24 protein-coding genes are annotated in these 25,352 nt (G+C 69.1%); 14 read left to right on the forward strand and 10 right to left on the reverse strand.

The features are described 5' to 3' along the window. Positions 1 to 175 precede the first annotated feature (175 nt). The 5 genes from ACLQ26_RS20360 to ACLQ26_RS20380 all read left to right on the forward strand — a co-directional run bounded on the left by ACLQ26_RS20360 (position 176) and on the right by ACLQ26_RS20380 (position 4,846). Positions 176 to 1,717 (forward strand): phenylacetate--CoA ligase family protein, encoded by a 1,542-nt coding sequence (locus ACLQ26_RS20360; RefSeq protein ID WP_425745931.1) that lies wholly within the window; start codon positions 176 to 178, stop codon positions 1,715 to 1,717. Continuing rightward, a complete protein-coding gene (locus ACLQ26_RS20365; protein WP_425745932.1) occupies positions 1,714 to 2,160 on the forward strand; it encodes a DUF4188 domain-containing protein in 447 nt (148 codons plus the stop codon). The genes ACLQ26_RS20360 and ACLQ26_RS20365 overlap by 4 nt, the downstream gene beginning before the upstream one ends. After that, complete coding sequence (locus ACLQ26_RS20370; protein ID WP_425745933.1) at positions 2,157 to 3,266, forward strand: hypothetical protein; 1,110 nt, start codon at positions 2,157 to 2,159, stop codon at positions 3,264 to 3,266. The genes ACLQ26_RS20365 and ACLQ26_RS20370 overlap by 4 nt, the downstream gene beginning before the upstream one ends. Next, entirely contained in the window at positions 3,263 to 4,195 is a 933-nt protein-coding gene (locus ACLQ26_RS20375) for a hypothetical protein (RefSeq protein ID WP_425745934.1), read from the forward strand. The genes ACLQ26_RS20370 and ACLQ26_RS20375 overlap by 4 nt, the downstream gene beginning before the upstream one ends. A 168-nt stretch (positions 4,196 to 4,363) precedes the next feature. Further along, positions 4,364 to 4,846, forward strand: a complete 483-nt coding sequence (locus tag ACLQ26_RS20380) for a GNAT family N-acetyltransferase (RefSeq protein WP_425745935.1) — start codon at positions 4,364 to 4,366, stop codon at positions 4,844 to 4,846. A 465-nt stretch (positions 4,847 to 5,311) separates the two neighbouring features. Here the strand turns inward: ACLQ26_RS20380 and ACLQ26_RS20385 are convergent, their stop codons facing one another. Further along, positions 5,312 to 6,292 carry an aldo/keto reductase gene (locus ACLQ26_RS20385; protein WP_425745936.1) on the reverse strand — a complete coding sequence of 327 codons (981 nt, stop codon included), beginning with the start codon at positions 6,290 to 6,292 and terminating at the stop codon, positions 5,312 to 5,314. A gap of 32 nt (positions 6,293 to 6,324) precedes the next feature. Further along, on the reverse strand, positions 6,325 to 6,672 hold the full coding sequence (locus ACLQ26_RS20390) for a putative quinol monooxygenase (RefSeq protein ID WP_425745937.1): 348 nt from the start codon (positions 6,670 to 6,672) through the stop codon (positions 6,325 to 6,327). A gap of 95 nt (positions 6,673 to 6,767) precedes the next feature. Here ACLQ26_RS20390 and ACLQ26_RS20395 point away from each other — a divergent pair, with 95 nt between their 5' ends. Both ACLQ26_RS20395 and ACLQ26_RS20400 read left to right on the forward strand, forming a co-directional pair. Beyond that, a complete protein-coding gene (locus ACLQ26_RS20395) occupies positions 6,768 to 7,568 on the forward strand; it encodes a helix-turn-helix domain-containing protein (RefSeq protein WP_425745938.1) in 801 nt (266 codons plus the stop codon). A gap of 159 nt (positions 7,569 to 7,727) precedes the next feature. After that, positions 7,728 to 8,429, forward strand: a complete 702-nt coding sequence (locus ACLQ26_RS20400) for a hypothetical protein (protein ID WP_425745939.1) — start codon at positions 7,728 to 7,730, stop codon at positions 8,427 to 8,429. 246 nt (positions 8,430 to 8,675) lie between these two features. On the opposite strand, the gene ACLQ26_RS20405 is transcribed toward ACLQ26_RS20400, so the two are convergent. Together ACLQ26_RS20405 and ACLQ26_RS20410 are read right to left on the reverse strand one after the other, a co-directional pair. Next, positions 8,676 to 9,092: a DUF6896 domain-containing protein gene (locus ACLQ26_RS20405; RefSeq protein ID WP_425745940.1), complete on the reverse strand. Its 417-nt coding sequence runs from the start codon at positions 9,090 to 9,092 to the stop codon at positions 8,676 to 8,678. An 81-nt stretch (positions 9,093 to 9,173) separates the two neighbouring features. Beyond that, a complete protein-coding gene (locus tag ACLQ26_RS20410) occupies positions 9,174 to 11,465 on the reverse strand; it encodes a HelD family protein (protein WP_425745941.1) in 2,292 nt (763 codons plus the stop codon). Positions 11,466 to 11,675: 210 nt separating this feature from the next. Here ACLQ26_RS20410 and ACLQ26_RS20415 point away from each other — a divergent pair, with 210 nt between their 5' ends. After that, positions 11,676 to 12,911 carry a low temperature requirement protein A gene (locus tag ACLQ26_RS20415; protein WP_425745942.1) on the forward strand — a complete coding sequence of 412 codons (1,236 nt, stop codon included), beginning with the start codon at positions 11,676 to 11,678 and terminating at the stop codon, positions 12,909 to 12,911. Between the two features lie 45 nt (positions 12,912 to 12,956). Here ACLQ26_RS20415 and ACLQ26_RS20420 read toward each other — a convergent pair whose 3' ends face one another. After that, the gene (locus ACLQ26_RS20420; protein WP_425745943.1) at positions 12,957 to 13,565 is read right to left on the reverse strand and encodes a TetR/AcrR family transcriptional regulator; all 609 of its coding nucleotides are present in this window, start codon (positions 13,563 to 13,565) and stop codon (positions 12,957 to 12,959) included. A 9-nt stretch (positions 13,566 to 13,574) separates the two neighbouring features. Then, complete coding sequence (locus ACLQ26_RS20425) at positions 13,575 to 14,381, reverse strand: hypothetical protein (RefSeq protein WP_425745944.1); 807 nt, start codon at positions 14,379 to 14,381, stop codon at positions 13,575 to 13,577. 293 nt (positions 14,382 to 14,674) lie between these two features. Between ACLQ26_RS20425 and ACLQ26_RS20430 the strand changes: the two genes are divergently transcribed. Beyond that, positions 14,675 to 15,415 carry an MBL fold metallo-hydrolase gene (locus ACLQ26_RS20430; protein WP_425745945.1) on the forward strand — a complete coding sequence of 247 codons (741 nt, stop codon included), beginning with the start codon at positions 14,675 to 14,677 and terminating at the stop codon, positions 15,413 to 15,415. An 11-nt stretch (positions 15,416 to 15,426) separates the two neighbouring features. On the opposite strand, the gene ACLQ26_RS20435 is transcribed toward ACLQ26_RS20430, so the two are convergent. Then, positions 15,427 to 16,437 carry a mechanosensitive ion channel family protein gene (locus ACLQ26_RS20435; RefSeq protein ID WP_425745946.1) on the reverse strand — a complete coding sequence of 337 codons (1,011 nt, stop codon included), beginning with the start codon at positions 16,435 to 16,437 and terminating at the stop codon, positions 15,427 to 15,429. Positions 16,438 to 16,439: 2 nt separating this feature from the next. On the opposite strand from ACLQ26_RS20435, the gene ACLQ26_RS20440 reads away from it, so the two are divergent. The 3 genes from ACLQ26_RS20440 to ACLQ26_RS20450 all read left to right on the forward strand — a co-directional run bounded on the left by ACLQ26_RS20440 (position 16,440) and on the right by ACLQ26_RS20450 (position 19,196). After that, the gene (locus ACLQ26_RS20440) at positions 16,440 to 17,798 is read left to right on the forward strand and encodes a glutathione-independent formaldehyde dehydrogenase (protein ID WP_425745947.1); all 1,359 of its coding nucleotides are present in this window, start codon (positions 16,440 to 16,442) and stop codon (positions 17,796 to 17,798) included. 82 nt (positions 17,799 to 17,880) lie between these two features. Continuing rightward, on the forward strand, positions 17,881 to 18,285 hold the full coding sequence (locus ACLQ26_RS20445; RefSeq protein ID WP_425745948.1) for a hypothetical protein: 405 nt from the start codon (positions 17,881 to 17,883) through the stop codon (positions 18,283 to 18,285). 68 nt (positions 18,286 to 18,353) lie between these two features. After that, the gene (locus ACLQ26_RS20450; RefSeq protein ID WP_425745949.1) at positions 18,354 to 19,196 is read left to right on the forward strand and encodes an aldo/keto reductase; all 843 of its coding nucleotides are present in this window, start codon (positions 18,354 to 18,356) and stop codon (positions 19,194 to 19,196) included. A gap of 41 nt (positions 19,197 to 19,237) precedes the next feature. Here ACLQ26_RS20450 and ACLQ26_RS20455 read toward each other — a convergent pair whose 3' ends face one another. After that, the gene (locus tag ACLQ26_RS20455) at positions 19,238 to 19,918 is read right to left on the reverse strand and encodes a TMEM175 family protein (RefSeq protein WP_425745950.1); all 681 of its coding nucleotides are present in this window, start codon (positions 19,916 to 19,918) and stop codon (positions 19,238 to 19,240) included. Positions 19,919 to 20,078: 160 nt separating this feature from the next. Between ACLQ26_RS20455 and ACLQ26_RS20460 the strand changes: the two genes are divergently transcribed. Then, positions 20,079 to 21,257: a MalY/PatB family protein gene (locus ACLQ26_RS20460; RefSeq protein WP_425745951.1), complete on the forward strand. Its 1,179-nt coding sequence runs from the start codon at positions 20,079 to 20,081 to the stop codon at positions 21,255 to 21,257. Between the two features lie 27 nt (positions 21,258 to 21,284). Here the strand turns inward: ACLQ26_RS20460 and ACLQ26_RS20465 are convergent, their stop codons facing one another. After that, on the reverse strand, positions 21,285 to 23,132 hold the full coding sequence (locus tag ACLQ26_RS20465) for a glycoside hydrolase family 15 protein (protein WP_425745952.1): 1,848 nt from the start codon (positions 23,130 to 23,132) through the stop codon (positions 21,285 to 21,287). A 235-nt stretch (positions 23,133 to 23,367) separates the two neighbouring features. On the opposite strand from ACLQ26_RS20465, the gene ACLQ26_RS20470 reads away from it, so the two are divergent. Continuing rightward, a complete protein-coding gene (locus tag ACLQ26_RS20470; RefSeq protein WP_425745953.1) occupies positions 23,368 to 24,186 on the forward strand; it encodes a class I SAM-dependent methyltransferase in 819 nt (272 codons plus the stop codon). 58 nt (positions 24,187 to 24,244) lie between these two features. On the opposite strand, the gene ACLQ26_RS20475 is transcribed toward ACLQ26_RS20470, so the two are convergent. Then, on the reverse strand, positions 24,245 to 25,309 hold the full coding sequence (locus ACLQ26_RS20475; RefSeq protein WP_425745954.1) for an LLM class flavin-dependent oxidoreductase: 1,065 nt from the start codon (positions 25,307 to 25,309) through the stop codon (positions 24,245 to 24,247). Positions 25,310 to 25,352: the final 43 nt, after the last annotated feature.

The following is a 25,352-nucleotide window of genomic DNA, read 5'->3' on the forward strand; positions in this document are numbered from 1 at the left end:
GGGAACTGCTCGGTTGCCTCGCTGGCGTCGGGGTGTGCCGACGTCGTGGTACTCGCGGACAACGCCGAGACGGCCCGGCCGCCTCTCGAGCGGATCCAACGCCTCGTTCGCATACTCAGGACAGCTGAGTACCCGCCATCAGGTGGCCGGCTCGACCGACCAATAGTGTTGCCGCGTGGTGACATTCCTGCGTCGGTGGACCCTGCGGGCCTCGAGCTTCGCCCTGACCTGGCTCTACACCCTCTACCGGATCCATCCGGCGGTGTGGCGGCTCACCGCACGCCAGTATCGTCCCTACATGGGGCGCTTCGCCCGGCTGCACGCCTGGATGACCTGCCAGTTCGCCGCGATCGACGTTCCCGCGTACGGCGATTTTCTCCGCCGCCACCATTGGCGGTTCCGCTGGTTCGATCTGTCGTCATACCCGCCCACCGACAAACGGTCGTACGTGCAGGCGTACCCGGAGGCGCAGCGTTGTCGGCACGGGGAGATCGAGATCGCCGGCAGCGTGGTCGACGAGTCGTCGGGCTCGTCCGGCCAGCCGTTCAACTGGATCCGCAGCCGCCGCGAGCTGCGCTCGGTGCACAAGAACCTGGCCGGCTACGCGACAATGGTGTTCCCGTCGAAGCGGCGGTTCGTCATCAACGCGTACTCGATGGGCGCCTGGGCCACCGGGACCAACACCGGCATCGCCATGTCGGCGATCGCGATGGTCAAGAACACGGGCCCCGACCTGCGCAAGATCGTCGACACCCTGCTGTACTTCGGCCCCGGTTTCGACTACATCGTCACCGCCTACCCGCCGTTCTTGAAGCACCTACGCGACAAGCTCGACGCCGAGGGCTTCCCCTGGGCCGAGTACCGCATCAGTGGACTTGTCGGCGGTGAGGGCATGACCGAGGCGCTACGCGACTACCTGGAGGAACGCTTCGTCAAGGTGCGCTCCGGCTACGGGGCCAGCGACCTGACCATCGGCATGGCCGGGGAGAGCGACTTCAGCGTCTGGGTCCGCCGACAACTGCGTACCGACGCCGCACTGCGGACCGCCCTGCTCGGCGCCGACGAGCACCGGCTCCCGATGGTCTTCCAGTACAACCCGCTGGAGACGTACCTGGAGACCACAGCGGACAACGAAGTGCTCTGCACCATCAACTCGACGGCGGTGCTCAATCCCCGCGTCCGCTACAACATCGGCGACGAGGGCCGGTTGATCTCGTACCCGGATGTCCTGGCCGCGATCGCCGACCCCGCCGCGCGGGCCGCCGCGGACCGCGCCTGGCAGGTCGACCGGATGCGTCTACCACTGCTGTTCCTGTACGGCCGCAAGGACAGCACCATCTCGTACATGGGCGCCAACATCTACCCGCAGGACGTCGAGTACGGCCTCTACGCCGGCAACCCCCAGGCGCACCTGCTGCAGAGCTTCTGCCTCGCGGTGACCGAGCAGGCCGACCTGGAGAGTCGACCTGTCGTCAACCTGCAACTCCGCGAGGGCCTGACGCTCGACCCGGCGCAGCGGCGAACCCTCACCGACACCTGCCGCGCGGGAGTGTTGCGCCACCTCGCCGAGGTCAGCCGGGACTTCGCCGAGTCCCTCGCCGAGGACCCGTCGGCGGCGGACCTGCGGGTGGAGGTCCACGACTACGGCACCGGCCCGTTCGCGGACGCGGCCTCGAAGATCAAGAACGTCTACCTGGTGAAGGGCGTGCCGGCATGAGGACCACCGACTTCTCCGCCGCGCCGGCGGTGGGCCAGGCGACAGCCATGTTCGTCGGCGCCACCCGTTACCGGGGGCCGCGCTCGATCCTCACGCTCACCCGGACCTGGTTCAGGATGGTCCGACAGATGCGGCGGATGGACGGGTACCGGTGGCACACCGTCTACTACCAGTTCCCGTTCACACTCGGCACCATCGCCTTCTTCAGCGACCGGGACGCGCTCCTGACGTTCGCCCGCAGCCGCCATCACCGTGACCTCATGTGCTGGGTGACCGATCACGGCACGAAGAACGCGACAGGCGGTTACATCCGCCTCTACAACGCCGAGCCCGAGGGCTACAGCAACGGCATCTGGCGCGCCGAGTCCGACGGCATGGCCCACATACCGACCTTCACCCCGCTCTCGCGTGAGACGTCCGGCCCGCCGGTGCACCGCTCATGAGACTGGATCCCGTGCAGTCGCGGGCCGACCTGGCGGCATTCGTCGACTTTCCGCTCCGGCTCCACCCGCGCGACAGGTACGTACCCCTGTTGTCATCGGTCATCGCGGCCCACCGCGGCGCCGCCGAGCTGTTCGTGGTCCGCGACCGAAGCGGCGAGGTCGTGGGACGCACCAGCATGCACCGCAGCGCGCCCTTCGACGCCAAGGTCGGCCCGCGGCAGCTGTTCGGGCACACCGAGTTCGTCGATGACGACGACGTCTTCACCACCATCATGGACGCGGTCGAGAGCCGGGCCGACGGTCGACAACTGTTCGGGCCGGTGGCCCTGCTGCCCAACCAGACCGGCGGCGTGATCACCTCCGGCTTCGCCGAGCGTGGCTTCGTGGACTCGGCGTGGAACCCCGCCTACTACCCGGACATGTACGAGCGGCACGGCTTCCACCGTCGCTTCGAGGCCGACACCTGGCTCGTCGACCTCGACGGTACGGCCACTGCTGCTCGGCAGGCCGCCGGTCCTCCGGCCGGGACCGACCACGGGTTCGCCTTCGACGATGCCCGGATCGCCGCCGAACGGCTCGTCATCAGGCACGGCTCCCGATGGCACCTGCGCAGCCAACTACCGATCCTGCGCGAAATGCTCAACGCGAGCTTCGCGCAGTTGGGCTACTACACCGACATCTCCGCCGAGCAACTGGCGGAACAGACCGACGGCCTGGCGTTCCTGCTCGACGAGGGGCTGCTCCTCTGGCTGGAGAAGGCCGGCCGACCCGTCGCGTTCGTCGTCACCGTGCCGGACATCTCCGAATACCTCATGCGCGTCGGCGGCCGTCTCGGCGTACTCAATCAGCTTCGGCTTCTCGCCACCCGCGGTCGATACCGGCGGGACGCGGTCCTCATCATCAAGGGCACGGTGCCCGATGAGCAGGGCAACGGGTACCTGACGCTGCTGTCCCGGGAGTTGCATCGCAACCTCGCCCGCAACGGCTACCGAACGCTGCGCAGCACCTTCGTCGAGCGGACGAACGTCGCCTCGGCCGCTCAGTACCGGCGCGCGGGCGGACGGCCACTGCACGGGTACGCCTTCTACGAGCGAGGAGCAGTGTGAGCTGGGTCGAGCAGTTGCGGGCCACCGAGGCGATCTGCCGCCGGGCACCGAGCGCGCACAACACGCAGCCGTGGCGACCGGAGTACCACGCAGACGAGATCAGTATCGACGTCGAACCCGCCTGCCGCCTGCCCGACTCCGACCCGACCGGACGCGACCTGGCCCTCGGCATCGGCGCGTTCGTCGAGACCTGCCTCATCGTCTCCGCCGAACTCGGCCTCACCGTGACCGTGGCACCCGGTCCACGACTGGTCCCCGCGGCACATCGGTACACGACTCCGTTCACGATCGCCGACATCGAGGCCCGCCGGGTCGCCCGTGGTCCATACGCACCCGGGTACGTCGACGACGCCGTCCTCGCCGATCTCGAGCCGGGTATCGCCCACGTCCCGGCCCGGGATCTCGTATCGGACCTGGTCGTCGCCGACAGGTGGATGTTCGGCACACCCGCCGTCGCAACCGAGCTGCGGGACTGGCTGCGCCTGAGCCCACGCCATCCTCGCTATCACCTCGACGGACTCACGGACCGCGCGCTCAGCCTGTCCCGGACCGAAGCGCGCGTGCTGTCCGCCGCGCTGCGCGCGTACCCGGTCACCCGCCGGCTGGGCCTGCCGGCGCTGCTGGCCGCCAGCGGCCGCGGCCTGTTGCGCTACGACGGCAGCGCCCTGGTCCTCCTCGCCGCCGCCGACGAAGACCGGATCAGCGCGGGCCGACGTCTGCTGCGGACGTGGCTGGCTCTCGCACGGCACGGCCTGGCGGTCCATCCGCTCAGCCAGCTCATCGACTGCCCCGCGACCGCCGCTCGGCTCGCCGAGCGGATCGCAGGCCTTCCGCTCGCGGTGTTTCGGGTCGGCCGACCCCGCATCGCCCCGGTCCGGTCCGCCCGACGCGGTGAGCAGCCGCCTGACGCCCCGGCACAGCGATTCTGACGGCCACTGGGTGCGATTGCACCGCTCGGTAGGATTCCGACCATGAGTTGCTTCGCCGCCTGGCGCACCCGCCGCTGAGGGTCGGCTCGCCGTCGTTCCGGCCGCTTGCTGGCCATCTGATGCCCGGTTTGTTGGCTTTCAGAACCTCAGCTCGAGAGGCACACTCATATGCGTATCCGTTCGTTTCTTCAGCATGACCTGACCCGGCTCACCGAACTGACAATCGAGACGTTCGGGCCGTTCTACGAAGACTCCTTCCGCCCTCTCGTGGGTGAGGTCGTCTTCGCCAACCAGCACGGCAGGTGGCGCGACGACTACGTCAAGCAGGTCGCCGAACTCCACGACCCCGCCGAGCACCGGTACGTCGCGGTCGCCGAGATCGACGGCGCCATCGCCGGCTACGTGGCCTGGGCTGTGGAGCCTGAGCACCGAAATGGCAGCGTCACGATCCTCGCCGTGTCCGCGCAGCACCGCCGGCTCGGCGCGGGCACCGTACTGTGCGAGCACGCGTTCGCCGCGATGCGGGAACTCGGCACCGACGTCGTCACGATCGGCACGGGCGGCGACGAATTCCATGCGCCCGCCCGAGCCCTGTACGAAACACTGGGTTGCACGCCACTGCCGGTCGCCGTCTACTACCGGGAACTCTGATCCAATCCGGGGCGGGGCGCGGTCCCGTGCCTCGCCCCGGTCACGACAGCGCAGCGTGGGGTACGGCCCTGTGTCAGGCCGGTATCGGGTGGGCCGGGACCCCGGGTGACCACGCCTCAACGTCGAAGATCCGTTGCATGGCGACCGGCTGTGGCAGCATGCAGCGGTGACATTCGATGATGACCGGTATCTGGATGCCTTCGTCGGCTACAGCAGAGGGCATCATTTCGTTCGCCTCGACGTCGAAGTGCCAGCAGAGACCCTGACGGCTGGGTTGGCTGGTCCTGATGACGATGTGCCCCATGGGTCGTTGTGGTTGTCGGCGGACCGGGCCGAAGAGTTGGCCAGGGCCCTGCTCAGCTGCGCGGCAGCGGTGCGGAAACAGAGCGGTCCACCCGCCTCTGGCGGAGATGGGTGACTGACCGAGTGCGGTCACGACGGACGCCGGTGGGCGCGCCGCCATCGTCAGCCGTTCAGTAGGCCCATCATGTGCTCGGGCCAGCGCGTTCCGGCGGACGCTCCAGGTGGAAAGGTGGAGTCCAGGTCGGCCAGGTCCGCGTCGCTGAGCTTCACCCGCAGCGCGTTCACGTTCTCGTCGACCCGCTCGGGCCTGGTGGTGCCGGGAATCGGCACGGCCGCGGGGCACATCGTCATCACCCAGGCCAGCGCGACTTGAGCCGGCGTCGCACCGACGCGTGTGGCGACGCTGCGCAACGGATCCAACAGGCGGCGGTTGTGGAGGAAGTTGTCACCCTGGAAACGAGGACTGACCCTCCGGAAGTCGTCCGCCGCGAGCTGCTCCACCGACGTGATCGCGTCCGTCAGGAAGCCCCTGCCCAGCGGGCTGTACGGCACGAACCCGATACCGAGCTCCCACAACGTGGGCAGCACCTCAGCCTCGACGTCGCGACTCCACAGCGAGTACTCGCTCTGGACTGCCGTGATCGGGTGTGTCGCATGGGCGCGACGGGTTGTTTCCGCCGAGGCCTCGCTGAGACCCAGGTGCCGGATCTTGCCCTGCACCACCAGTTCGGCCATTGCGCCGACGGTCTCCTCGATCGGCACAAGTGGATCTACCCGGTGCAGATAGTAGAGGTCGATGGTGTCCACGCCCAGCCGGCGCAGTGAACCCTCCACCGCGAGACGCACCTGCTCGGGCCTGCCGTCGGGAACACGTCCCGGATCGAGGACCGGCATCGACCCGAACTTCGTGGCGATCCGCACCTCACCCCACCGACCGGCGAGTGCCTCGCCGACCAGCGACTCATTGGTGCCGGAGCCATAGTGGTCGGAGGTATCAAAGAACGTGATCCCGCGTTCCAGCGCCCGCTCTATCGTGGCGACAGCCCGCTCGCGCGCGACGGTGCCGTAGCCGAAGGTCATCCCCATACAGCCCAGACCCACAGCGGAAACGACGAGGCCCTCGCCCAGCACACGGTCCTGCATCCCGCTCACCTCCTTGTGCGTTGGAAATCGCGTCACGATCGACTGGACGTGGTCACTTCGTCGACGAACTGGACCTGCGGCTCGTCGGTCAGCAGTTCCGGAACGCGGGCGAAGAACGCGTTCACGTACGGGGCGGCGAAGTGGGCATCGCAGGCGGCCTGGTCGACGTAACGTTCGAAGACCACGAAGACCCCGTCGGCCCCACCGTAGACCGCGTAGCCGAGCGCACCCGGCTCCACATTCGTCAACCGCTTGAGTTCCAGAAGCTCGTTCCGTACCTGGTCCACGCGCTCCGGACGCGCTTTCAGGGTGGCGAATACAACCGTCATGACGGTCATGGTTGTCGTCTGCCAGGCGAACCGATAGGAAAAATCGGCCATCGACTGCGTGCTGGCGCGCTCCGGACCTTGTTCGATGGCCCATCGCGACGGAGCAGAAACCGACCGAGCCCGGTGAACCAGCTACGATCCGTATCGTGCGCAGGGCTTTTGTGCCGGTTGGGCGGCAGCTCGCACGGTACGTCGATCGGATCTGGACCTGGGAAGGCGCACCGAGTGAGTTGCCGGCGCTCCTTCCGGGCACCGGCGCGGAGTTGATCGTCCACCGAGGCGCGCCGATCACCGCGCACGACACCGAAGGTTCGGTCCTGCTACCCCGGGCCCACCTGCTGTGTATGCGCCGGAGGCGGTGGCGTCTGACGTCTGACGGAATCGTTGCCTTCACCGCCGTCCGCCTGCGAGCCGGCGCTCTTGCCCATCTGACCGATATTCCAGTGGAAGACCTGATCGATCGGGTAGTCGACATCGGTGACCTTCTGGGGCCGGTCGGCCGCCAGCTCGCGTCTGTTCTCGACGGCGCCGATGACTTCACGGAACAGGCGGCCAGGGCCGAACGACTGCTACAACGCCAGCCGATCCGCCGTACAGACCCGCGCATCATGGTTGCGGTCCAACAGCTGTACCGTCACCCGGCCTCGACGTCTCTGCAGGACCTGGCGCCGACGCTGGGCATCAGCGCCAGGCACCTCCGTCGGGGGTTCGCAGCCGCCGCCGGAGTGTCGCCCAAGGAGTTCCAGCGGCTGGCTCGATTCCAACGAGTGATCCGGACGATGCTGCTGGGTGCGCCAGGAAGCGTTGCCCCCGTCGCGTTGGCCGCCGGCTACTACGACCAGAGCCATTTCATCAACGATTTTCGTCGTCTGACCGGGGAGAGCCCCGGGCGAATGCTGAGCCGGCCCCTGCCACACTTCTATCTGCCAAGCCTGCCGCCGCAGTAGGCGACCTGTCTTCGGCCCGCGATCGCGGCACAGCGGTCCTCTACGACAAGGGGAGGCGGGGTCGCCCGATCGGCACCGAGCGGGCATGATCCTCTACGCGCCAAGCCTGTGGATCCTTTGGCCTAGCGAAGTCTCGGCCGCGCCGGTCAGGAGAACACTTTGCACTGCACGACATGCGGAGCCGAACTCGAACACCTCGGCCAAGGCCACACGTGCCGGTCTACAACACCTCCACCCGAACCCAGGACAGCAGGCTGGAACGTCGCGGCCTGGTTCACAATCGGGTTCGCCATCCTCTACGTCCTGGCCGCGATCGCCGCGGCAGTCTTCGGCAGCATCCGGAGCGACAGCGCCCGGCCTTTGACAGCGTCCGGCACTGCCGCAGCGATCGGCTTCGTCCTGGCCAACCTGACCCTGTTCGCCGCCATCATCGGCCTGGTTGTCAGCGGGCTGATCTGGGGCCGCGGCACCCGCCAGCTCGCCCAGTTGCACGGCTCGTCGGGCCGCTCGTACAGCCGGCACTGGGGCACGCGCGTTTTCACCTCGTGCCTCATCCTCAGCGCCGTCATCGCCTGGTTGGCCACCGACCGAACCGCCCCGGCCGTCCTGTTCGGTCAGGCGGCCCTACGCACCCTTGGAGCTGCCGCGCTGATCGGGGGCATGTTGCACAGCCGGGCGCGAGTCCTGCGGCTGATGGCCCACGTCGACCGAGTCGTCGCCGGGCACTACTCGCCGGTTGCCGGGCAAGATCCGGCGTGGCCGCTCTCGCCCACTCCGACAAGCGAAGACTGGAACGCCGGCCAGTGGGACCCCGATGTGCTGCGCGACATCGAAGCTCGCCGTCTCCGCGACAGAACCTGATCTCCACCGCAGAGACCCGCAACTGCGGATGCGTCCGGCGGTGCCGGCTCCGGGCGGCGCGCTGGTGGTCCGACCTGTGAAGTGGCCGATGGATCCGAACCCGGCGATGCTGTCGGCGTCAGCGCTTTGCACGCGCCCTACGCTGTTCCCTCTCGTGCCGTCGGTGGGAGGTGGCGGGGCAATGGTTCCTGTCGCCCGACCGCTGAGGTGAGGCACCTTCCGAGCTAGCGTTCAGCCGCCCGATGCTCAACGATCGGGGAGGGCGTACCAGCTGCCTGCCTGCACCTCCAGCAGTTCGCCGGTGTGGGCGAGGTGAGCGCAGGCTGTGCGCAGCTCCTCGATCGAGGGTCGGGCGTCCGGCTGTTCGTCGAGGAACCATCTGATCCGCCAGGCGTCGAACGCCTCGACACCACCGACCAGGTCGACGTCGACCGCCCGACCCTGTTCATCAATCATGAGACAACCGGCGCCGTGGACGGAGTACTTCACGCCTGTGCTCGACGTGCCCTCGCGCGGGAGCATCTTCGTGTGCCGCACCGCCGTCATCAGGCCCGTGACGTCGCCGAGATCGGGGTAGGCATCGAACAAGCGCGAGCGGATGCGCCGCAAAACGGCGGCGTAGCGTCGTACCGCGGCGATCGCTACCTCAGAGTCCTCGCCCACATGATCATTATGGTCCCATGCCAGCCAAGCTAGCCAAACAAAACCGGGGACCGGGTGCTCGCAGGACGCTCGGCTGGGTGACTAGCGCGGCGCGAGGGTCAGCTGCCCGAGTTCCTGGGTGCATCGGGTGAGCGCGACGTAGAGGCCGTTCCAGCCGCGCGGCTCGGCAGCGATCCCCTGGGGGTCGATGAGGAGCGTCGCGTCCCATTCCAATCCCTTGGACTGGGTCGCGGTGAGCACTGGCACATCACTCAGCACGGCGCGGAGTTCGGCGATGCGGTCGGCGGGCGCGATGACGCCGACGGTGCCGCCGTGCCACCGTTGCCGTAGCTGTCGCACCGCTTCGGCGGCAGCACCGACAAGCTCAGCGGGTGCGACCGTGCGTTCCCAGGGGGCGATGCCGGCGGAGCGTACCGCCCGCGGTGGTGTGTTGTGGCTGCCAGCCTTCGCGAGGACCGGTCCGGTGAGGTCCATGACCTCACGCGGGGTCCGGTAGCAGATGGTGAGTTCCGCTGCGGTCCAACGATCTCCGAAAGCGGCCTGCACCGCCTGTGCCCAGCTGGTGTGCCGGTGGGCCGCCTCCGCCTGGTCGATGTCGCCGACGGCGGTGATGGAGCGACTGGGACAGCGCCGGAGCACCATCTGCCACTGCATCTCGGACAGCTCCTGCGCCTCGTCGATGACGACGTGGCCGTACACCCAGCCACGCTGCCGGCGCGCGCGGTCGGCGACGAACTCGCCCTGCGGTTGCGGGGCGTCGACCTCGCCGAGCAGCTCGGCGAGCGCGTCGAGCAGAGGGATGTCGCTTGGTGCCCATCCGGCGGGCTCGGCGGCGACGGCGGTGATCTCTTCGGGGGACAGCTGCGGGGCGAAGCGGCCCAGCAGGGTGCGGTCGGTCAGGAGATCGTCTAGCAGGGTTTCGGGGTGGAGGGTGGGCCACCATGCCTCGATGAACCGGGCGATGGCGGCGTTCTCGGCGATCCGGCCGCGCAGCTGGTCGATCTCCTCCTCGGACAGCAGGCCGTCGATGTCGCTGCCGGTGGACCTCCGGGTGGAGTGGGGATCGTGCCCCATGCCCCTGTCGACGCGGGCGAGGATGTCCTCGAAGCCCTCCTCCATCTCGTCCATCAGCGCCTCGCGCTGCTCGGCGACGACATCGGCGAGGAGGTGGTGCACCTGCTCGGCGAACGCTGCGCGGGCGCGGTGGTACGGGCGTCCCTGCACCGCCGACGCGAGCGCCTGCGCCACAGTTGCGGCGGGGATGACGTAGAACTCGCCCTCCCAGCGCATCTTCAGCTCGCGCGGGCGGGGGAGCAGTGACGCGACGTAGCTTTCGAGCGCGGGCTGCCAGAGGGCGCGGCCCTTGATCTCGGCGAGGCGCCGGCTCTCGTCGCGGCCCACCTGAACGTCGGCCAGCAGGGTGTCACATGTCGCCGAGACGACGGCGGTCTCACCGAGCGCGGGCAGCACCTGGGCGATGTACTGGAGGAACCGCGGCGAGGGGCCTAGGACCAGGACCGCCTGCTCGGCCATCTTTCGGTACGTGAACAGCAGGTACGCCACGCGGTGCAGAGCGACCACGGTCTTGCCGGTGCCGGGACCGCCCTGAACGATCAGCGGACCGGTCGCCTCCGCCCGGATGATCTCGTCCTGCTCGCGTTGCAGAGTGGAGATCGCGGTCGACATGCGGCCGGTGCGCCGCTGGTCGAGGGCGGCCAGGAGAGCGCCCTCGCCGACGAGTTCCGCAGTCGCGGTTCCGTCCAGTGGCTCGTCGTCCACGCCGACGACTGCGGATCCCGTGGTACGTATGTGCCGGCGCCGTGCCTGGCCCTGTGGGTCGACAGCAGTCGCGGTGTAGAACGGCCGAGCTGCGGGAGCCCGCCAATCCACAAGCAGTGGCTCACCGTCCTCGGCGTCGTCGCGGAGACCGACACGGCCCACGTGGCGCACGGTGCCATCAAGACCGTCGAGGCGGCCGAAGACCAGCCCTCCCCCCGCATGCCGGAGCTCGTCGTACTGCTGGCGGAGCATCCGCTGGCGGGCCTGCTCCAACGCGTCCAGGGCCTCTGCCGCAAGCTCGACCTGCAGGTGCTCGACAAGCCTGTCGCGGCGGGCCGTGGCCACGTCGAGAAACGCCTGTTCCTCGGCTACCGCGGATCGGCGCGCGACGTCCTCCGTCGTGGAGGCCGGTGGTTGGCCTTCCGCTGTCACGTCGCTGACGCTGGCAGTGCCGTTGCTCGGGGCAGACTTCCGGCGCATTCGCAAATCCTCGTATTGGTGTCCCTCGGCCCGGACGAGCCGCAGTGCGGTCGGCGGCAAGCATAGAGACGTGTTTCCCTCGTCGGCCAGGAATTCCGCCAGCAGAGACGGCAATCTCAATATCTTGCAGTTCCGGCTCGCTCGTGGCCTCAATAAAATCGCGATTCGCTCATTGACAGTCCGGTCCCTATCTGATCTGCGGGCGCCATGGCCTGCTCGCCCAGTCGCGGCCGCTCACACCAGGTGTCTTGCGGGGGGATATGGGCTGACGCAACTCCACTGCCGGCCGACTCGTTGGTGACAGGGGGCGGACGGAGGCGGACGATGGCGGCGGATCGGGGTGCCGAACTGCTGCGTCCTCTCACCAGTTCGGGCCGGGCGACGTTCCTGGAGCTGTTCTTCGATCTGGCGTTCGTGGTCGCCCTCACCCGGGTCTCGCAACGGTTCGCCGGCCTGGGCGATGACGCTGGCTGGGCGCTCGTCACCGGGTTCGGACGTACTGTGCTGCTCTTTCTGGCACTCTGGCTGATCTGGTCGCACACCGCCTGGATCACGAGTCGCTACGAACCAGAGCAGCCGCTCATTCAGGCAGTCGTGGTCGGCACCATGTTCGCCGGCCTGATCATGGCGGTGACGTTGCCACGCGCCATGGAGGAGCGAGCGCTGCCGTTCGCGGTCGCGTACCTGATGGTGATGGTGGTGCGGCCGCTTGTGGTCGCGGCCGCGCTGCGGGGCCACCCGCGACGGCTGGTGCCGTTCCGGCTTGCCGTGTGGGCGTCGGCGAGCGCGCCGCTGTGGCTGGCCGGCGCGCTGGGTCCGGATCGACTGCGCCTGTGGCTGTGGGGCGCCGCGCTCGCCGTCGACTACCTTGCCTGGACCCTGGGCTGGCCGCTGCCATGGCTCGGCGCCTCGAAGGTGGGCCGCTGGCGGATCGCGGGAACGCATCTCGCCGACCGCTACCAGCAGGTGTTTCTCATCGCGCTCGGTGAGTCGATTCTGGTCATCGGCGTGGTCTTCAGCGGTACGGACTATTCCGTCGAGCGCGCGTGCGCCTTCACTGTCGCGTTCGCCACCAGCGCGCTGCTCTGGCGGATCTACTTCCACCGGGCCGGTCTGCTGCTGACCGACGCGTTGGATCGGGCGTCCATGCCGGGCCGGCTGGGCGCGGTGTCGGAACGGACGCATCTGCTGATCGTGCTCAGCGTGCTCGTCACTGCGGTCGGCTACGAGCTGGTGATCGATCATCCGTTCGGGCAGCCGCGGCCCGGTTGGCTCCTGTTCGTGGCGGGCGGTCCGATGCTCTTCCTGGTCGCCCGCCTGCGGCTGGAGCACGAGGTCTTCGGCCGGCTCTCCCGCTCCCGCATCATCGGATTGGCGGCCCTGCTGCTGAGCACGCCGGCGTTGGCGCGGTGGACGCCGATGGTCGGGTTGAGCGTGGTGGCCGGAGTGCTGGCCCTGGTCGCGTTCCTCGACGCGCTGCGGAGCCGGGGACGGCCACCGGAGATTCCCGCCTCGCCGATCGGGCGGGAGGCATCCGATGTCAGCGACTCCGAGGCGTGACCACGCGGCAGTGGCGAAGCTGCGGCCACGTGGAGATGCGTAGTGCTAGCCGGCGGATTCGGTCGACTGGCGCTCGGTATTGACCCGGAGAAGTCCTTCGACGCCGCGGAGGAAGGTCTCGGACACCAGCGCGGGGTCGAAGAGGCATCCGGCGGCCATGGCACCGTCGCGGAGCATGACGAAATGGCGCGCGGCGGGGTCGGCCGTTTCCTGGTCGACCTGCGCCATCAGCGTGCTGAGCGTGTCGAGGAACCATTGCCGGTGGGCGAGGATCTCCTGGCGTACGGGATGTTCGACTCCGGGATATTCTGCCGCGGCGTTCAGGAAGGCACATCCACGGAACCCGGGGGACTGGATGTTCTGCGCGATGGAGCCGGCAATGGCCAGGAGTGGGTCGACGGGCGACGAGTTGTCGGCGATGGCCACGTCGAACGCGTCGCGCTCCATTTTATGGACCTCACGCAGGTAGGCGAGGATGAGATCGTCCTTGCTGGGAAAGTGTCGGTAAAAGGTCGCGCGGGTCACTTTCGCCTCGGAGATGATCCGGTCAATGCCGACGGAATGGATGCCCTCCGAGTAGAAGATCCTGGTCGCCGTGGCGAGAAGCCGGGCCCGCGCCTCGGAGGGCCGAGTGTCGGGTTTGTCGCGCGTCATACCCCCATCCTAGCGGCCGGGCGGGTAGAACGGTCGGTCTTGACGGATGGGGTCGACGCTGGCCTGGGCTGCGCACCCTGCTGGAGGCGTACGGTCGCCGAGGGTGGCGGCGAGTCGGGCTGCCAGAGTCGCATCCGCAAGCGTGAGTTCCGCGATCAGCGCCGCCGTGGCGGCGGCGAGGGCGCGGGTGAGTTCGGCGTCGTCGAGCGCACGGACCAGAGTGGCGTCCAGCGGCGCGGTCACCTCCGGGGGAAGCAGGTGTACGCCCTTCGCGTAGCTGGTGGGATGGCCGAGGCGCAGGCAGGCCAGGGCGAGAACCTGGCCGCGTAGGGCGCTGATCCACTGCTCGGCCTGCCACCAGCGGTGACGCTTGATGGATGTCCACGCGTGCAGGGCATGGTGCCATCCCAACCCGGCAAGGGTCCGCAGAGAGGGGGTCGGCGCTTCCTTCGCCGCTGCGGGTTGCCCGAAGACGGTGCGCCAGGTCGGGCCGTGCGGCCCGAACTCCGCGGCCGGAGTGAACCCGAGGTCCACTTCGAGCGTGTCGGGAAGCAGGAACACCCGATACACAGTCGAGCCGGACGGCACGTCCCAGTGATGAACTGCGGCGAAGTCGCGGTAGAGCAGGTCCGTCCAGCGGTGCATCGCCGCATCCAGCGGTCCGTCGATGCCGAACGCGAGGTCGACGTCGGACCATCGGTCGCCACCGTCGACGGCCTGGGATCCGGTGATGGCGGCCCCGACGACGGCGGGGTCACCTTCGGCTGAGCTGAGCAACCGCTCGCGGATCGAGTCACGCGTGCCGACGGAGAACACCGCGCCACCCTATCGCCGCGCCACGCCAGGCGTACCCGCCCGCCGCCCGCCGCACACCCGGCCGATGCTGCCGACTGCGCTCTCTCCGGTTGGGCGCGGGCCGCGACAATCCGACCGGAGGCGTTACTGCGTTGAGCGATATACCTGTGAGTCATATCTATGACTCAGAGGTATATCGCTCAACAGACTGAAACGCCGGGAAGCCGCCACGCGCGTGCCAGGCGCTCATCCGGCACTTCGCGTTCGAATGCGACGGGCCGGACGGGAGGCCGCCGGTCTGGCATTCTGTCCGAATGCGACGGGTCACCGTGCTGGGTAGTTCCGGTGCCTTTCCCGAGCCGGGCCGTGCCTGTAGCGGTTTCGCCGTGGACTGGGACGACTACCGCCTGGTGATCGACCTGGGCTACGCCACGCTGCCACGGCTGCTCGGGCACTGGCCGGACGGCGAGGTCGACGCCGTCGTCATCACCCATGAACACCCCGATCACTGCGTCGACCTGCACGGGCTGTTCCGGATGCGGTTCTACGGCGCCGTCGATCGGCCACGGCTGCCGTTGCACTGCCCGCCGGGCGTGCTCGATCGGCTCGGCGCCCTGGAGCCGGACGTCGACCTGTACGCGGTCTTCGACCTGCATCCGCTGCCCGGCGCCTACCGGGTGGGGCCCTTCGACCTGACCGGGCTCTCACTCCCGCATTACGTGCCCAACGCGGGCGTTCGCATCGAGGCCGACGGGACAGCCGTGGCCTACTCCGGGGACGCCGGCCCGACCCCCGTGCTGGCCGACCTCGGCCGCGACGCCGATCTGTTCATCGTCGAGGCCACCGACCATGCCGGCGAGACCGACCGACCCACCCGCAATCTGATGACGTCCACCGAGGCCGGTCACTGGGCTCGCAGGGCCGGCGCCCGCCGGCTGCTGCTCACCCACTTCTGGCCGGGCAACGACCGGGCGGCCCCAGTGGCCGCCGCGCAGTCGGAGTTCGACGGTCCGGTGCTGGCGGCCGAAGAGGGCCTCACCCTCGTACTCGGGTGATGCGGCGTCGGTCAGGGCTGGTACTGGTTGCGGGCGCGGGGCAGCCACTGCGGATGACTGTCGCGCAGGTAGCGAACCAGTCCCTCGCGCAGGTCGCAGCGCAGGTCCCAGGCGCTGGCGCCGTCGGCCGCCGAGGCCTGCACCTGGACGACCACCGTCTGCGGAGTGGAGTCGACCATCTGGAGCACCCACTGGCCGCGATCCCACAGCGGTGAGGACTCGACCAGCCGGCGCGCCTCCCGGCGCAGGTCATCCAGGTCGGCGGTGTGGTCGACATGGATCTGGACCTTGCCGACGACTCTGGACTCGTTCCGGGTCCAGTTCTGAAACGGCCGCTCGGTGAAGTAGGTGGTCGGCAGGATGAGCATCCGCTCGTCCCAGAGTCGGATCACCACGTTGGTCAGCTTCACCTCCTCGACCCGGCCCCACTCGCCGTCCACCACCAGCACGTCACCGACGTGCAGACCGTCGGCGAAGGCGACCTGGACGCCGGCGAACGCGTTGCCGAGCGCCGTTCGGGCGGAAAGGCCGATCAGCGCGCCGACCACGCCCGCCGACGTGAGCACCGAGATGCCGAAGAGGCGTACCGGCCGGAAGGTGATCAGGATCAGGCCGATCGCGACGATCGTGACCACGGCGACGGTGAGCCGCCGCACGGGGCGGATCTGGGTGCGGGCCCGTCTGATGCGCCGGCTGGTGACCAGATCGCTCGGCAGCTTGCTGAACGACACCGTCTCGATGACGCTCAACGTTCTGATCAGCAGCCACGCGCTGGCGGCGATCAGCACCAGCAGGCTGGCGTGCCGCAGATGACGCTGCCAATCGGCGGGTCCGGGCGGCAGCGCGTAGTGCAGCGCGCCGGCCAGCAGGACCGCGGCCGCCGGGCGGCGGCAGGCGTTCCGCAACGGTTCCAGCAGCCACCTGTAGCGGCCACGGGCCGCTCGGCGGATCAGCACGCCGACGGCCAGGTCCACGAGCACGGCCGCCGCCAGCGCAGCCAACACGATCAACGCGGTACGCATCAGTGGCCGTTCACCGGTACAGGGTGTCATCGGACCCGGTCCAAAGAGGCCGATATCGGGAACGTCAGTCGCTCATTTACGCCAACTGGATGGGCTGGTCCGCGTGGTGTAAATCGGTCTTAACGGTCGGATCGGTCTGCGAGGATGTGAACGCCAGCAAGGGCAGTGCTCACGTGGTGAGCGGAATCTTCACGGGGGAAGACATGAAGGCTGTCGTGTACGAGGGACCCAGGACGGTCAGCGTCAAGGAGGTTCCGGACGCGAAGATCGAGCGACCGACGGATGTCCTGGTCCGGATTACGACGACGAACATCTGCGGCTCCGACCTGCACATGTACGACGGACGCACCGACATGGAGCCCGGCCGGGTGCTCGGCCACGAGAACATGGGCGAAGTGATCGAGGTCGGCGAAGGGGTCGATCTGGTCAAGGTCGGCGACATGGTGTGCCTGCCGTTCAACGTCTCGTGTGGGTCCTGTGCCAACTGCAACCAGGGTCTGACCGCGTTCTGTCTGGTGGCCAACCCGGCGCCCGGGATGGCGGGCGCGGCGTACGGCTATGCCGACATGGGTCCCTACAGCGGCGGTCAGGCGGAGTTGTTGCGGGTGCCGTGGGCGGACTTCAACTGCCTGGTCCTGCCGCCGGATGCTCGGGACATGGGCAGGCAGAAGGACTACGTCATGCTGTCCGACATCTTCCCGACCGGCTGGCACGCGACCGAACTCGCCTGCGTACGGCCCGGCGACAACGTGGCGGTCTACGGTGCCGGACCGGTCGGCCTGCTCGCCGCCTACTCCGCGATCATCAAGGGCGCCAACAAGGTGATGGTGGTCGACCGCCATCCGGACCGCCTGCGTCTTGCGGAGCAGATCGGGGCCATCCCGATCGACGACTCGAAGGCGTCACCTGTCGACCAGATCCTGGAGCAGACCAACGGGATGGGCGCGGACCGCGGCTGCGAGGCCGTCGGTTACCAGGCGCACGATCCGCAGGGCCAGGAGAAGTCGGGGCTGACGTTGAACAACCTCGTGCATTCCGTGCGGTTCGGGGGAACGATCGGAGTGGTCGGTGTGTACATCACGGCGGACCCCGGGTCGCCGGACCCGCTGCAGAAGCAGGGCAAGGTGCCGTTCGACTACGGCATGTTCTGGTTCAAGGGGCAGAGCATGGGCACCGGGCAGTGCAACGTGAAGGCATACAACCGGCAGCTGATGAATCTCATCGCGTCAGGCAAGGCCAAGCCCTCGTTCCTGGTGTCCCACGAGCTCACGTTGGACGAGGCGCCAATGGGGTACCAGAACTTCGATGCCCGCAACGACGGCTGGACCAAGGTTCTGCTGCACCCCGACGGTCGCGGTTAGGCGCTGCTCGGGTTCACGGCCTCTGCCACGGCCAGCGTCGGTGACCGTGATCGACGAGCCCGGCGAGCGGTGAGGAGCACCGATGACCCACAGTGAACAGCACCACCCGGAGATCGTCGTCGGACTGGTGGCCACCCCACCCGACCACCCGGCCCGGGTGGCCGCGCCGCTCACCGCCGAGTTGGCCGCCCGGCTCGCCGACCGGGTGGACGCGGACGTGCGGTGGACGGTCCGGGAAGGCTGGGGCGAGGTGGCGCCGCGCCGCGACGGCGGCGCTGAGGCGCTGCTCGACGATCTTGCCCAACGGCGTGCCGACGACCAGTGGGACATCGCGATCTGCCTGACCGACCTGCCGCTGCACGCCGCGCGGATGCCGCTCGTCGCGCAGACCTCGGCCCGACGCCGAGTGGCGGTAGTGTCCCTGCCCGCGCTGGGACTGCATCAGCTGCGCGCGGCCCGCGCGGCGCGCGAAAGGTGGCGGCTGTGAGGGTGTTCTGCCTGTCCCAGCGGGTAACGCAGGCACCTGACGGCATTCGAGCCTCCGGAAAGGTCGACATGACTCTCGCTATCGGCGCGATCGAGCTGCCCTCCGGTCAGACCATGCCCGCGCTGGGCCAGGGAACCTGGTACCTCGGCGACCGCCCCGAGAGACGACAGGACGAGATGACCGCCCTGCGCACCGGGCTCGACCTGGGCATGACCATGATCGACACCGCGGAGATGTACGGTGACGGCGCTTCCGAGGAACTCGTCGGCGAGGCGATCGCCGGACGACGCGCCGACGTCTTTCTCGTCGACAAGGTGGTGCCGTCCAACGCCAGTCGACGGGGGGCGGTGGAGGCCTGCCGTCGTAGCCTGCAACGACTCGGCGTCGACCACATCGACCTCTACCTGCTGCACTGGCGCGGCTCGCATCCACTCGCGGAGACGATCGAGGCGTTCGCCGAACTCGTCGACGCCGGCGACATCGGGCAGTGGGGCGTCAGCAACTTTGATCTCTCGGACATGAACGACCTCCTGGATGCGGGAGGAAGCGCCTGCGCGACGAATCAGATCCTCTACAACCTCACCCGCCGCGGTCCCGAGTACGACCTGCTGCCGTGGCTACGCGAGCACCACATCCCGGTGATGGCGTACTCGCCGATCGAACAGGGTCGACTGCTCGGCCACCCCCAGGTCACGGAGGTCGCCGCCCGGCACGAGGCCACGGCCGCCCAGGTCGCGCTCGCCTGGCTGCTGCGCCAGGAGATGGTCGCGGCCATCCCCCGGTCGTCCAAGGCCGAGCACACCCGGGAGAACGCCGAAGCGCGGCACGTGCAGCTGACCGAGGAGGACCTGGCGGCACTCGACACGGCGTTCCCACCGCCGGCCGGCCCCCAACCACTCGAGATGCTGTAGGTACCGGGCGTTCACGGGGTGGAACGGTGATCTGCTCGTCCTCAGTCGGTTGGCGGAGGGCGGTGGGTGATCCGGCGGGCCACTGGAAACTGGTACAGGCCGGCGCTGGTGATGGCGTAGAAGACGGGTAGGAGGAGGAAGATGACCAGCCCGATCAAGGGCGCCACCAGGTAGCCGACCAGCCCCGCGAGCACGTACAGGACGACCCCGGCGAGGGCACGGAACCGCTCGACGTGAAAGAAGCCGCCCCTGCCCTGGTCCTTCAGCAGATCGGGGTTCCGGGCCAGATAATGGTAGAACGCCAGCCACGTCGCACACAGCAACGCGCCGATCAGCGCGTAGAAGGCGATGGCCACCCGCTGGTCGGTGTTGTTGTGTTCCTGCAGCGCGTGCGACACGACGATCGTCGGAAACGGCAGCAGCGCCGTGCTGAACAGCACGAACAGGTTCACCCAGTGCAGGCCGCGATCGGCCTCCCGAATGCGATTGAACGCCGCCTTGTGGTTGAGCCAGACGACGGCCACGTACGAGTAGGACGCGAGATACGCGACGTACGACGGCCACTGGTCGAGCAGGCCGGACAGGAGGCGGCCGGGTGGAACGTCGGGCACCCGGAGGTCCAGGACCAGCAGCGTGATGATGATGGCGAAGATGGCATCGCTGAACGCCACGGCGCGGCTGGTGTCCGACCGAGTGCTCAGGTTCGTGTCTGGCCCGCTCATCGGGCGCGCCTACCCAAGGTCGTTCGTGACAAACAGCCGGCAGCCTGATTTCTCACGCAGGGCGAACGTGGCATCGCGGTTGTGGGACGTGGACGCTAGCGCCTGGTTTACCCGTGGAGGGGGTCCGGCGCGGGGCGGGTTCGCCGAATAGGCTTCGGCCATGAGTGGTGTGCTGAGTGGTGCCCGAAACGCGGTGAATCCCCTTCGCCAGCTCACGATCGACCAGCTTCGGCAACGGACGAGCCTCAAGTGGCGGGAGTACCCCGACGACGTGCTGCCGCTCTGGGTGGCCGAGATGGACGTGCCGCTGGCCGAGCCGGTGGCGCGCGCGATCACCGACGCCGTCGCGCGCGGCGACACCGGTTACACCGCCGGCACCGCGTACCCGCAGGCCCTGGCGGAGTTCGCCAGGCGGCGGTGGGGTTGGGACGGGCTGGCCGTGGAGCGCACCGCGCTGGTGCCCGACGTGATGCACGGCGTCGTCGAGGCGCTGCGACTGGTCACCGAGCCGGGGGACGCGGTGGTCGTCAACTGCCCGGTCTACCCGCCGTTCTACGAGGCCCTGGCGCACGCCGACCGCCGGATCGTGGAGGCGTCGCTCGGCGAGGACCTGCGGATCGACTTCGGCACGCTTCAGGACGCGTTCCGGCGGGCTCGCGCCGGTGGACGGCCGGCGGCGTACCTGCTGTGCAGCCCGCACAACCCGACAGGCGTCGTGCACAGCGCGGACGAGTTGACAGCCGTCGCGGGTCTGGCCCAACGGCACGGAGTGCGGGTGGTCGCCGACGAGATCCACGCGCCGGTGGTGGCCGGCGGTGCGCGGTTCGTGCCGTACCTCTCGGTGCCCGGCGCGGAGAACGGCCTGTCGCTGATGTCCGCCTCCAAGGGGTGGAACCTGGCCGGCCTGCGCGGTGGACTCCTCGTTGCCGGCCCGGCCGCGGCCGGGGAGCTCAGCCGCGTCCCGGTCGGGGTCAGCATCGGCACCAGCCACCTCGGCGTGATCGCCCACACCGCCGCCTTCCGCGACGGCGGCGAGTGGCTCGACGCCCTGTTGGACGGCCTGGACGACAACCGTCGGCTCCTCGCCGCACTGCTCGCCGAGCACCTGCCGGCCATCCGCTACCAGCCCGGTCAGGCCACGTATCTCGCCTGGCTCGACTGCCGCGCCCTGGGCCTCGGCGACGACCCCGCCGCCGTGTTCCTCGACCGTGGCCGGGTGGCGCTCAACTCCGGCACGACCTTCGGCACCGGCGGTGGCGGCCACGTCCGGCTGAACCTGGCCACCGCGCCTGAGCTGATCACCGAGGCGGTCCGCCGAATGGCCCTCGCCGTCGCCTGAGAGGTCACGCCGGCCACGGTGCTCGTGCTACCGGCGCCTGCGGGCGTCGGCCTCGGTGTCGAGCAGGTCGTTGAGCGTCAGCGCTGAGTTGATCAACGAGAGGTGGCTGAACGCCTGGGGGTAGTTGCCGATCTGCTCCCCGGTCGCGGCGATCTCCTCCGCGTAGAGGCCGAGGTGGTTGCTGAAGGTGAACATCTTCTCGAACGTGAGTCGGGCGTCGTCGAGGCGGCCGGAACGGGCCAGCGCCTCGACGTACCAGAAGGTGCACATGTTGAAGGTGCCCTCGTGGCCGGGGAGGCCGTCGGGGGAGTGGACCGGGTCGTACCTGTGGACGAGGCTGTCGGAGACCAGCTCGCGCTCGATCGCGTGCAGGGTCGACTGCCACAGTGGGTCACTCGGCGTGACGAAGCCCACCGACGGCATCGCGAGCAATGCCGCGTCCAGCACGGTCTCGCCGTACGCCTGCACGAAGGTGCCGCGACCCCGGTCGTAGCCGCGGGCCATGACCTGGTCGTAGATGCGGTTGCGTTGCGCCGTCCAGCCGGCGATGTCACCGGGCCGGCCGGTCCGCATGGCGAGGCGGACGGCCCGGTCCAGCGCGACCCAGGACATCACCCGCCCGAAGGTGTAGTTGCGGGGGTGGTGACGGCTCTCCCAGATGCCGGCGTCGGCCTGGTCCCAGTGGGTGCAGAGCCAGTCGACGAGTCGGACGGTGCTCTTCCACACCTGGTGCGAGACGCGGATGCCCTGCTCGTCGGCAAGATGCATGGCGTAGAGCGCCTCGCCGTGGATGTCGAGCTGAAGTTGGTCGGCCGCGCCGTTGCCGATCCGCACAGGCGACGAGCCGCGGTAGCCCTCCAGGTGGTCGAGGATCTCCTCGTGCAGGTCGGAGGAGCCGTCCACCCGGTACATGATCTTCAGTGGATCCTGAAGGTCGCCGGCCTCGCGGATCCGCTCGTCCAACCAGTCCATGTACCGGCTGACCTCCTCGGTGAAGCCGAGGCCGAGCAGCGCGTGCACCGAGAACGACGTGTCGCGGACCCAGGTGTAGCGGTAGTCCCAGTTGCGGGTCCCGCCCACCAGTTCGGGCAGCGCGGCGGTGGGTGCGGCGATCATCGCGCCGGTGGGGGCGTACGTCATGAGTTTGAGCGTGATGGCGGAGCGTTCGACCATCTCCCGCCAGCGGCCGGTGTAGCGGGAGCGTTCCAGCCAGCGCCGCCAGTAGTCCCGGGTCCACTCGAACATGCCCTGGATCTCTTCCGCCGGGATGACCCGTGGCTCGGTGGCGCCCGTCTCCAGGACCACCCCGCCCGTGTCGCCCTCGTTCAGGGTGCCGTAGGCGACGAGGTCGCCGCCCTCCAGGCGGATGTCGCCGTGTTCGGAGATCAACCGCCGCGTGGGGTCGACCGGGTTGAAGGTCAGCGATGCCGTACGGCCGCGAAAGACGTAGCCGTTGCGGTGGCGCTCCAGCTGATGCTCTTCGCGGGCGTAGTCGAACCGCGGCCGGCACTCCACCCGGAAACGCATGCTGCCCCGGACCATGGTGACGATGCGGACCAGGCGGTGCGCGTCGGTGGCCCGCTCGCCGGTGACAGGCATGAAGTCCATCACCTCGGCCACGCCGTCGGCGCTGATGAACCGGGTGATCAGGATGGGCGTGCCGGGGAGGTAGAGCTGTTTGGTGACGTACCGGACGTCGTGTGGCGCGATCCGGAAGTAGCCGCCCTTGTCCTTGTCCAGCAGGGCGGCGAAGATGCTCGGCGAGTCGAAGCGCGGCGCGCAGAACCAGTCGACAGTGCCGTCACACGTCACCAGCGCGGCGGTCTGCAGGTCGCCGATGAGTCCGTGATCCTCGATCGCCGGATAGCTGTCCACGTCTCTCCCCGGTTCGACGGCGTCCTGCGCACCGAACCTAGGTGGAGAACTGTCGGCTCAGGCGAGATTCACGTTCAGCCACCCTGACGCGTCCGCGCGCCGGCGCGGCCGGTGGGCCTACCGTGACCGGAACGAGGTGAAGCCGGTTCACGCTCGCCCGGCTCGACGCCGACATCCAGGGGGTGTGGGCGATGGCCGGGCAGCGCCTTTCAGCAGATCGATCGAGGATGATGCGATGACCCAGCACTCCGTCCGCGAGTCCCAGCCCTCAGCCGGGTGGGACGCCGACCGCTACGACAGTCAGTTCGGTTACGTGTCCGCGCTGGCCGGCGGTGTCGTCGAGCTGCTCGCCCCGCGGCCCGGCGAGACCGTCCTCGACCTGGGGTGCGGCACCGGTGAGCTGGCCGCCACGATCGCGGCGCGCGGCGCCCGGGTTATCGCTGTCGACGGTGACCCCGCAATGGTCGCCGCGGCCACCGGCCGGTTGGGATCGGGCGTGCTGCTCGCGGACGGCCACGACTTCCGGATCGACGAGCAGGTCGACGCGGTGTTCTCCAACGCCGCGCTGCACTGGATGACCCGTCCGGCGGAGGTCGTCGCCGCGGTCCGTCGCGCGCTGCGTCCGGGCGGGCGTTTCGTCGCCGAGTTCGGCGGCGCACACAACGTGGCCGGGATCCTCACCGCCGTCCGCACCGCCCTTGCCGAGCTGGGCCTGACCGAGGGCGCGGGGATGCCCTGGTACTTCCCGAGCCCCGGGCAGTACGCCACTCTGCTGGAGGAGCACGGCTTCCAGGTGCTGCGGATGGACTACTTTGCTCGGCCCACCGAGCTGACCGACTGCCCGCGCGGCGTCGCCGACTGGGTCGCCATGTTCGGCGCGTCCCTGATCGGCCATGTGCCGGCGGACCGGCGCGACGGCGTCCTGGCGCGGATCAACGAGTTGGCCGCGCCGACGCTGCTGCGCGACGGCCGCTGGTACGCCGATTACCACCGGCTGCGCTTCGCCGCTGTGCGCGAGCCGGCCGGTGCGTCGGACGCGGCGGTGGTGGGGTGACAGTGATCCCGTCGTCCCCCACCGCGTCCAACGCACGCCGTCCTGCGGGCAGCCCGGCTCAGTCGCGCAGCAGCGGCAGCAGGTGGTCGCCCTGGCGTCTGATCTCCGGAAGGTAGGGAGTGTCGGAGAGCACGAAGTGTGTGACGCCCAGCGCCTGGTACTTCCGCAGCGACCTCGCCACATCCTCGGCGGAGCCGACCAGCCAGGTGGTGCCCGCGCCGCCGCCGCCGTACCTGCCGGGCGCGGTGTAGAGGTTGTCGTCGAGCACGTCACCGCGGGCGGCGAGGTCGAGCAGCCGCTGCTGACCGACGGCGGCCCGCCAGGTCCGGTCCCGCCCGGCGACGCCGTGGCCCGCCGCCATCTGCGCCACCTTGGCCTCGGCGTCGGCCCACGCCTGTTCGGTGGTGTCACGCACCACTGTGGTGATCCGCAGCCCGAACTCCAGTGGGGCGTGCTCGCGCCCCAGCTTCTCGCCGAGCAGTCGGAGGCGCTCGATCCGTTCGGCAACGCCGTCGAGCGGCTCACCCCAGAAGAGTTGGACGTCGGCCTCGGTGGCGGCCACCTCCTCGGCGGCGGGGGAGGCGCCACCGAAGTAGAGCCGGGGGTGCCGGCGATCGCCGCGGACGACCGGCCGCAGCGCCACTGTGGAACCGGTGACGTGGAAGTGCTCGCCCCGGTAAGTGACGTTCTCCTCGGTCCAGAGTCTGCGCACGAGCTGGAGGAACTCGCGGGTGCGGGCGTAGCGGTGGGCCTGGTCGCCCTCGCTGTCGCCGTACGCCGCCAGGTTGTCCTTGCCCGAGACGATGTTGATCAGGACGCGGCCGCCGCTGAGGTGATCGAGTGTCGCGGCGGCGGAGGCGAAGTTGGCGGGCCGCCAGTAGCCGGGCCGGATCGCGATCAGCGGCTGGAACGTCGTCGTCCGGGCGGCAAGCGCGGTGGCGACGGTGAAGGTGTCGGGTCGTCCCCAGCCGGTGCCGAGGAGCGCGCCGCCCCACCCGTGCTCCTCCAGGGCTCGGGCGTGGCTGGTGAGGGTTTGCAGACTGTTGTGGTGCTCGACGACGTCGTCGCCGCGATGGCCGGGCTCGACCTGATTCGGGATGTACCAGAGGAACTGAGCGCTCATCGGCGACGGCCTTCCTGGAGGTGGAACCGGGCGTGGCCGGCGG

This window comes from Micromonospora sp. DT43, from assembly GCF_049841645.1.
GTDB lineage: Bacteria > Actinomycetota > Actinomycetes > Mycobacteriales > Micromonosporaceae > Micromonospora.